This window comes from Streptomyces sp. NPDC026589, assembly GCF_040638385.1.
Classification (GTDB): domain Bacteria; phylum Actinomycetota; class Actinomycetes; order Streptomycetales; family Streptomycetaceae; genus Streptomyces.
This window is the reverse complement of sequence record NZ_JBEZYG010000037.1, coordinates 41,569-50,407: the sequence shown is the minus strand read 5'-3', so window position 1 is coordinate 50,407 and position 8,839 is coordinate 41,569. Positions and strand designations below refer to the sequence as shown.

Below are 8,839 nucleotides of genomic sequence, written 5' to 3'. Positions count from 1 at the left end.
GCGGGGACTTATTGTCTCCTCTGGTGGGCGGCGGCGCCCCGCGCGCGTCCTCCTCCGGAGGAACGACGCACGACCCTACGGGTCGTAAAGACGATAAAGCCCTACGGGCTTTAAAACAATTCCTCCGGAATTGTTTATTAATTCCTCCGGAATTCAAAAGGCGGGTGGGTGGTCGGGCAGGTCCCTACGCTCCGCGCTGGAACCGGTGGTGACGGGCCGTTGGGTGGCGCTCCTTCCGGCTCCGCCTACAGGAGAAGCCCGCTGCGCGGGCGGCTGTCTACAGGAGGGGGCGGTTGGGGCGGTCGCGCGTCAACCGGCCGGACCAGGCCCGCCCTGACCCTGCATCACCACCGGCACCTGTGTACAGATTGGGAATCTCCTCTACCTCCGTCCGCAGCGAACCTCAGGCTCTGCATCATACTTTGAGCCCGTGTAGAGATTGGGAATCTGTGCCACCCCCGCCCGGGTCTGAAGGGGTCTGAATGATGCCGCCTTGAATAGGAAACGTGAAACACGGTCAGTGAGGTCTCTTTCCGGGGATGATGAACTCACATCGACGAAGGGAATTCACATGTTGATTGCTGTGATCGCGGTCCTGGGAACGCTCGCCGGATCATTCCTGACAGGCGCTCTCCAGTATTTCACTCAACGGGCGCAGCGTGCCGCTGCGGAATTGTCTGAGCGCCGTGCGGCGGGTCTGGATGCGGTGGTGAATTTATCGGCCGCGCTGGCGGATCACCGGCGGGCAATGGTCGTCCGGGAGGAAATCAGGCTGTCCGGCGGCGACTGGAGTACGGCTCGTGCGGAGAGCCACGCGACCCGATCCGCGGTGACCGGTCCACTCCTTCGAGTGCGTCTCCTGCTGCCCGAGCTGTCCGACGCGGCGCAGCGCGCCGTACAGGCCGCGTACGGCATGCGGGCCGCCGACAGCACGGCAGCGCTCCAGGTGGCGCTGGAACGGGCGATCGCCACGGCGGACGACCTGGTGGCCGCCGCCGGGGCCGTGCTCGCCGGATGAACACCACCCCCGCAGGGCGCGGGAAGCACGCATCGAGCAGCCCGGCCAGCTCTGTGGGCTCGGGACCATCCCCGCATGCGCGGGGAGCACGCGACCGGCTACGGCTCGGTCTTCACGCTGTGGGGACCACCCCCGCACGCGCGGGGAGCACACCTCGTCGGGCGCGAACACCCCCATGGACCGGGGACCACCCCCGCACGCGCGGGGAGCACGAGCTGACCGTGCGGATGCCGTCCATGACGTCGGGACCATCCCCGCACGCGCGGGGAGCACACGTAGCGGCCCTCGGAGGGAACGTTGGCCCGGGGACCATCCCCGCACGCGCGGGGAGCACTCTTCGTGACCTGCGACGCTACCGCCCCGCCCACCAGTTTTTCTCCACTTTCCGGGTTGGTGCGGCGGGGTCTCACCATCGCCGGGACGCCGCTCGCCGTGTGAGGACGGCTTGCCCTACAACGTGCCTTACAACTTGCTCTGCAACTTGCCGTACAAGTTGCCCTACAACTTGCCTCACCGGCCCCCCAGGGCGGGGAAAAACCCCACGTCACAGGCTTGGTCAAGGGGGTCGGGCGGCGCTGACTACTTCTCTACAGGGGTACCTGGAGAAGTCGAGACCCGTTCCGGGTCCGCTGCGGAGCCGACGAGGTAAAGCACCGCCAGGAGGACCGGCCCGGCCCCCGGCGGTGGCGTGGTGCCGTGGGAGGCTGCGCGGTGCCCGGGGCGGGCGGCCGGCGTGTGGCGCCGGATACCGAACGCCCGCCCCGGGCGATCTGCCGCCCGCCGGAGTTCACTGCCTCGCGCGTGCGCGACACGCGCGCGCCTTGGGACCCCGGGGAGCACCCGGCCGGGGCGGTGAAGAAGAACTTCCCGGGTCGGGTTCGCCGCGCTGGTCCTGGTGGTGGTTCCCGGACCGGTGATGACCGATCGCCAGCCCTACATGCGCGCGTGCAGGCGCGCATGTGGCACCGCGGATTCATCGGATCGCGGTGGTGATGATGAACCGGTGGGCCGGGCGAGAATCCGGGGATGAGCGACCGCCGCCCGCTGGGCACCGGACCGACCCGAGCCGACGACACGACGGGCACCGGTCCGCAGCCGGCGCGAGCCGGGCTCGCCGCGGAACGCCTCCCGACGATCCCGGCCGCCGCCGGGGCACCGGCCGTGCGTCCGCAGCGGCGGGTCCTGGGCGCCGGGGTCACCCGCCCGCATCTCAGCTCAAGGGGGCCTATGTTCGAAAGCACCAGGTCACCCTACCCATCGGGCGACCGCCCCGGCCGCTGCTGTTCACCGCCCCGCACGCGCACGACACGCACACACCATTGGGGCCGGCCGGAAGCACCCGCCCCGGGGCGGCGCAACACGCCGTACAGACCGCGTACGACATGCGGGCGGTCAACAGCCACGCCGCGCTCCAGGAGGCGCGAGAACGGGCGATCGCCACGGCGGACGACCTGGTCACCGCCGCAGGGGCCGCACTCGCCGGATGAACACCACCCCCGCAGGGCGCGGGGAGCACAAGGTCCCGCCGACCCGGGCCCTGGAGCGGGAAGGACCATCCCCGCAGGGCTGGGAGCACACGTCGCCGGACTCGTGGTCGAACTTCGGGTCGGGACCATCCCCGCATGCGCGGGGAGACCTTCCACTTCCACCAAAGCTCCGAAGGCACTTGCACCCGCCTGCCCCCGGAGCCGTGCTCGACGCGGCCCGGTAGTCCGTGCCGCCATGCGTGCGGCAGGCACGGGGAGGCCAGGGCATAAACCCAGCACAGGACCCATTGCTCCGGGTAACGCACCGGGGAGCGTGGCGGGAGGCATGGCAGCGGTCGGTGACCCGTCCTTCACCCGCTGGCTCTTGCTGCCGTCCGCACGGCAGGAAAGCGATCAGTACGAGCGTGTTCGCCGCGCGGGTGCCCGCTGCGGTGCCCGAGCCATTCGGTTCGGGCACCGCGCGCCCTCTTTTCAGATGGCTATCCAGAACGCTTCCATCCAGCGGTTCTCACCGATGCTCCCGATCCACTGGTCGTACGACCATAGGTCTGTGCCCTTCCAGCCCACGTCCTGCACGTGTGCGGCGGCTTTTATGGACTCGTTGGTGCTCCTGAAGCGCAGCGCCTGGATCGGCTGACCGCCGGCGTGTGAGAATTCGAAGCTGCTGCCGGGCGCTATGTGGCGCTCGGTGCCGGTGCCGGTTTCCGCCCAGTGCGCCTGCACGTTGAAGTTCATGGCGCCGGTCGTCCCGACGTAGAACTTGATCCTGTCGATCGGCTTGTTCTGGCCCACGGTGCCGGTGTAGCCCGGACTGCCGTCTGTGCAGAGCGTGGCCGACCACCCCTGGTTCCGGACATGCGCCTGGAAGCACACGGCCCGGCCTTCAGATGCTTCGCTTCGCTGCGCGCCCGCCGCGTTCGCCTGCCGCAATTGCTCCGGGGTCAGCTTGGCCACCTTGACCACTTCCCGCGTCGTCGGTGCGGGCGTGCCGGCTGCCTGTGCTGCCGGAGACATCCCGAAGAGCGTCAGTGCGGCAAGTGTCGGAACAGAAAATCTTGAGAGAACTCGCACGATTGACTCCAAATAATTGAAGTGGCGATCCCGTGCGCATAATCCAACCGTCATAAGGTCATGCAGGTCCACACGAGAAGTGGACAAGTAACCCGCCACTCATGCCCTCCGCCCGCGAGCGGCAGCGTGCCCCACTCGCGGGCGGAGCTTCTGGACAGTACTGACCCGCAGATCTCTGGCGATCGCGGTACTGCCCTCGCCCCGGGCGAACCGCTCGGCCGCCCGGAGTCGTAACCCTTCGCGGAACTGCTGCCGTTCGGCGGTCAGCCCGCCCCCTTGTGGATACCGCATGACTCCGGTGATACCGCATGACTCCGGTGATACCGCAGCCACCGGCCAGCCGTCACCCCCTACGACACCACGCGTTCCACCTCAGTAATCGTCGCCTCGGGCCGCGACTCGTACAGCGCGACCGAGTCCGCCTTGAACTCGGCGGGTAGTTCGTCATGACCACGAGATGTCCCGTTCTCAGATCGTCCAGGCCCCCGAGCCACACGCCCCGATGTTGGCAAGACGGCCGAACGCGCTGGGACGAGCAAGGAACACCGGGCCCTCGCAAGGTAAACACCAAGCTCAGAGCCGCGATCGAGGTCTGGTCAAGGGGTGGGCCGCCCTTTCTTCGCAGTCATGAGACATAGATCACAAGGTTCCCCCTTGTGTGGAAAAAATGGATCACCAACACTTGTATGTGAGCGCATATTAGGAGTGAGCATAATAGTTGTAAGCATGTAATGGCAGGGAGGGTGGATGCCGGAGATACCTCAGTTCGAACGCGAGCTCGTCGCAGAAGGTCTCGCAGACGGATACTGGATCCAGGCGGTCGACCTCGACGGCAGCGGCCGCCCAGGAATTCTGACCTCAGGACTCGCCGAGGGTGTCGTGCGTTGGTATGCCAATCCGGGCTGGCGTGTCCACACAATCGCCAAGCTGCGGCAGCCTGTCGCGTTCGACGCGGCAGACATCACCGGAGACGGCGTACCGGATCTGGTGGTATGTCACAATTACGGCGAGAGTATGTACGCTCATAAGACAGGCGACGGAACCATCTCGTGGTTACGCAACCCCGGGGCTCTGGACACAACACCCTGGGAAGTACGCCAAGTCGGCGGGCTGGTGTCAGCTCACCGGCTGCGGTTCGGGCAGTTCACCCGTCGCGCGGGGCTTCAACTGCTCGCGCTGCCGCTTGTCGGCGATGTCGGCGGGCGTGAAGGGCTGGAGCGACCCGTCCGGATCACGGTCTTCGAACCGCCGGAGAATGTCCTTGGGGCCGAGGCATGGAATGTCGCGGCTGACGATGCCGCTTCATTCCACGTCCTCCACGACTACACGCCGTTCGGTCGTGACCGCCAGGGGCTGGAACAACTGCTGATCGCAAGCCGCGAAGGTCTGAGTTCGTACGGCTGGCACGCCGAGGACCGTGCCTGGGGCCGCATACGGATCGGCACCGGAGAGGACTCGCAGCGCGAGCGGACAGGATTCTCCGGCAGCAGCAGTGTCGCGCTCGGATCGCTTCCGAGCGCGGGCGTGCGGTTCGCCGCGGCCCTGGAGCCCTTCCATGGAAACACCGTGAGTGTCTACGTCGAGACCGGTGAAGGCATGTGGAGGCGGACCGTCCTCGATGTCTTCGGCGATCCCAATGATGTGGGGGAAGGCCCCGGGCATCACGTGGTCACAGCCGACTTCGACGGCGATGGCGAGGACGAGTTCCTGGTGGCCCTGCGCGGTCCAATGCCCTGGCAGGGCGTCTTCTACTACAAGGCGATCGATGCCGCGGGCGGCCTGTGGGCGAAGAAGCGGGTCTCGACGGACTCGGCGGCCCGCATCGCGGTCGCGGACTTCAACGGGGACGGCCGCCTGGACTTCGCCACGATCGGCTACTACACGCCTGGCTATTTCCTGGCGAACGACCCCGTTGTCGCGGTTTACCACAACCTAGGCTGATCGGCTCCCAGTAAATCACACTGGAGGGGAGACCATGGCACGCGCATTATACCTGCATGGCGGCTGGCCGGGACACCGGCCTTACGAAGTCGCCGACTGGGCGGTCGCCGAAATGCGGGACCTGGGGTTGACGGTGGAGGTCATCAACGATCACTACCGGCTGGAGGAAGATCTGACCGGCTACGACCTGATCGTCATCGGCTGGACACAGGCTCACACTACGGAGAACCTGACCGCCCGCCAGGAAGACAGTCTCCTGAACGCCGTTGAACACGGCACCGGTGTGGCTGGCTGGCACGGCATGGCGGCCTCCTTCCGGGCCAGTCTCCGCTATAACCACCTGGTCGGCGGCTCTTGCGTCTCTCACCCCGGCGGCGAGGGAGTGGAGGTTCCATACACCGTGACGGTAACCGACGTGGGACACCCTATTACTGCCGGAGTCTCCGACTTCAGTGTCGCCTCCGAGCAGTACTACATGCATGTCGATCCCACCAATCACGTACTGGCCGAGACCGTGTTCAGCGGCGAGCACCTGCCCTGGATAGACGGCTACCGGATGCCGGCCGCCTGGGTCCGGAACTGGGGCACCGGAAAGGTGTTCTACTGCTCGGTCGGCCACTACCCCAAGGACTTGCAGATCCCTGACGTAACTCGACTCGTCCGTCAGGGCATCACCTGGGCCTGCCGCGAATGAACGGGTCCACACCGCGTCACCCGCACGCACGATGCGTTCCCGACCCTGTTTCCCGGCTCGTCCGGCCAGGAAGTTCTTCATTCACCAGGAAGGTGTCATGAACACGCCGTTACGCACAGCCGTGAACGTCCCCGCCCGCCTAGGCGTGGGGCCGATGTCCAAGAATGCGGTCGACGCGGCGCTGGAGGTGGCCTACCGCCGTCGGCAGCCACTGATGCTCATCCCCAGCCGCCGCCAGGTAGAGGCCGAGAACCAGGGCGGCGGGTACGTGGAAGGGTGGGACACCGCGGCCTTCGCCGGGTACGTCCGGAAGCGGGACCCCGAGGGGCTTATCCTGCTCTGCCGCGATCACGGCGGGCCCTACCAGAACCCGCGCGAGAAGCAGCAGCGTTACGGACTCAGCGAGGCGATGAAGTCCGCCGCGCAGTCCTACGAGGAGGACATCCGGCAAGGCTTCGACCTGCTACACGTCGACACCTCCGTGGACCTGGACGGAGTTGCGACGCTGGAGGCGGCCATCGACCGCGCTGTGGAACTCTACGCGCGGGCCGTTGAGTTCGCTCGCTCCGTGAAAGCCAAGCCGCAGTTCGAGATCGGGTTCGAGGACCAGGGTAGCGACACGAACGATCCCGCCGAGTTCGAGGCCCAGGTCGGGGCCGCGCTGGAGCAGCTGCGGGCGGCGGGCCTGCCCGACCCGACGTTCATCGTCGCGCAGACCGCTACCAAGGTCCTTGAGACGGAGAACGTAGGCGCGCTCACGGTCGCGCCATTCGCCGTGTCGTCCACCATCCGTGAACTGGCGGCGATCACTCGCAAAAACGGCATAGCGCTCAAGGCCCACAACTGCGACTACCTGTCGCGCCAGCAGCTCGCGCGCCTCTCCGGCGCCGGCGTGGACGCACTCAACGTCGCCCCGGAGTTCGGTGTCGTGGAGAGCCGGGCCTTCGCCGCACTGTTACGCGAATTGGGCCTGAATATACAGCTTGAACGATTCCTCACTCTCGCCTATGAGAGCCGGTCCTGGCAGAAGTGGATGCACGCTGACACCCGGGCCGGTGACACCGACCGGGCCATGATCGCGGGGCACTATGTGTTCGCCACCGATGCCTTCCGCGACCTCAAAGAGGCCGCCCGGGCCCGTGCCCAACAGCGCGGCATCGACCTGGACGGGCGGCTGCGTGGTGCGGTGGCCTCGGCAATCGAACACTACGCCCTGGCCCTTGCCGACGATCACAGCTCGTCCCCCGTCCTCGCCGCCTCCCTCTGAGCACCAAGCAAAATTTCCGGAAAGGAAGCAGGACTTGAGCAAACAGCGGGAAGCCACCGCCCTCCCCCTCGACGCCACGGGCATCGAGGCCGTCGAGGAAGCCGTCATCGCCGACCTGGCTGGGCGTCGGGGAGCGACAGTCAGCGATGAGCTGACCGAAGGCGGATCCCCAGCCCGTCTGGTCCGGATCGACCTGCCCGACGGGGGCGCGGGCGTCATCAAGCTTTTGGTCGACCTCCCGGGCGCAGTGGACGGGCACGACCTGGATTCGTTTCGCGTCAAGATCCAGCAGATCGCGAAGGTTCGGCAGGACGCCCCGGGGCTGGGAGATGTCTACACCGAGCTGTCGGACGTGTTCTACGGCAGCAACTGGGCGGCCTACACGATGCCGTTCTATCCGAGTCGCGACATCGCCGAGCCGCTGCGCCACGGCGAGAAGCCCGGTGCGCACTACGAACCCGAACTGGGCACGATCCTCGATACCCTCATCACGCAGGGTTACCTCCGCGAGCGCACCTCGATCGGGCCGGGCCACATAGCCGATGTGCACGGAGACCGGCTCTCCCGCCGATTCTGGCTGCTGCAGAAGTACCTGCCGGCCCAGCTCACCGACGCCGACCGCATCGTGATCAATGGCATGGCCTGCCGAAACCCTCTGCACCTGGCTCAGCGGATCATCGACGACCCGTCGTTGACCGTCGGCGTGGACGCGACCTGGCTCCACTATCCCGTGCACGGAGACCTCAACACACGCAACATCCTGGTGACCGACGAGGGGAAGCTGGCGAACCGCGTCGGCGGGTACCGGATTATCGATCCGCGGGGCACCCTCGGGCCCTGGGATCCCGCCTACGATCTCTCGAAGATCCTGTTCAGTCTCAGCGTGTGGGACGCAGGTCTGCGTAAGGGCTTCACGATCGACTCGGCCCGGTCGGACGAGTGGACGGTAGGTATCCGGGGCGGGAACTACCCTGAATACATCACCGCCGCGCACGGCCTGCTGCCCCTCCTGCGGACGTTGCCTTCGTTCCGTGAGTTGACCGCGGGGGATGCCGGGTGGGAGAGCCGGTACCTGTTGGGGCACGCCTTCCACCTGCTGGCGGAGGCCGCGTGCCGACTCTCGGACATCAAGAAGCGCACCAACGAGGACAACGACACGGCATTGAGCCCCATCGACCTCGCCACCGGCCACTACCTCTACGGAGTGTTGTTCCTGGAGAACGCGGTCCAGCAGTTGGAGGCTTCTGGGAGCATCGATCACGAGGCCGCCCTGGCACGCCTCGCCTAAGTCCGGGCAGGGGCGCCGCCGGAGCACGACAGGACTCCACCGGCCGCGCCCCTGCCCTCGAGGGAGTAGGAGT

The 8,839-nt window shown here is 66.8% G+C and carries 7 protein-coding genes and 1 CRISPR repeat array; of the genes, 6 read left to right on the top strand and 1 reads right to left on the bottom strand.

Annotated features, from left to right (window positions below):
• Positions 1-850: 850 nt before the first annotated feature.
• Both AB0F29_RS38365 and AB0F29_RS38360 read left to right on the top strand, forming a co-directional pair.
• Positions 851-1,018, top strand: coding sequence for a hypothetical protein (locus tag AB0F29_RS38365; RefSeq protein ID WP_361882685.1), 168 nt, complete (start codon positions 851-853; stop codon positions 1,016-1,018).
• 8 nt (positions 1,019-1,026) lie between these two features.
• A CRISPR array of direct repeats spans positions 1,027-1,352; the repeat unit is 21 nt; unit sequence CCCCGCACGCGCGGGGAGCAC.
• 985 nt (positions 1,353-2,337) lie between these two features.
• On the top strand, positions 2,338-2,505 hold the full coding sequence (locus AB0F29_RS38360) for a hypothetical protein (protein ID WP_361882682.1): 168 nt from the start codon (positions 2,338-2,340) through the stop codon (positions 2,503-2,505).
• Positions 2,506-2,976: 471 nt separating this feature from the next.
• Here the strand turns inward: AB0F29_RS38360 and AB0F29_RS38355 are convergent, their stop codons facing one another.
• Complete coding sequence (locus tag AB0F29_RS38355) at positions 2,977-3,648, bottom strand: hypothetical protein (protein WP_361882679.1); 672 nt, start codon at positions 3,646-3,648, stop codon at positions 2,977-2,979.
• Between the two features lie 675 nt (positions 3,649-4,323).
• On the opposite strand from AB0F29_RS38355, the gene AB0F29_RS38350 reads away from it, so the two are divergent.
• The 4 genes from AB0F29_RS38350 to AB0F29_RS38335 all read left to right on the top strand — a co-directional run bounded on the left by AB0F29_RS38350 (position 4,324) and on the right by AB0F29_RS38335 (position 8,766).
• Positions 4,324-5,517, top strand: a complete 1,194-nt coding sequence (locus tag AB0F29_RS38350; protein ID WP_361882676.1) for a VCBS repeat-containing protein — start codon at positions 4,324-4,326, stop codon at positions 5,515-5,517.
• 34 nt (positions 5,518-5,551) lie between these two features.
• Positions 5,552-6,211 carry a ThuA domain-containing protein gene (locus AB0F29_RS38345; RefSeq protein ID WP_361882673.1) on the top strand — a complete coding sequence of 220 codons (660 nt, stop codon included), beginning with the start codon at positions 5,552-5,554 and terminating at the stop codon, positions 6,209-6,211.
• A 154-nt stretch (positions 6,212-6,365) separates the two neighbouring features.
• Positions 6,366-7,478: a class II D-tagatose-bisphosphate aldolase, non-catalytic subunit gene (locus AB0F29_RS38340; protein ID WP_361882670.1), complete on the top strand. Its 1,113-nt coding sequence runs from the start codon at positions 6,366-6,368 to the stop codon at positions 7,476-7,478.
• A 34-nt stretch (positions 7,479-7,512) separates the two neighbouring features.
• Positions 7,513-8,766 (top strand): hypothetical protein, encoded by a 1,254-nt coding sequence (locus AB0F29_RS38335; protein WP_361882667.1) that lies wholly within the window; start codon positions 7,513-7,515, stop codon positions 8,764-8,766.
• Positions 8,767-8,839 lie beyond the last annotated feature (73 nt).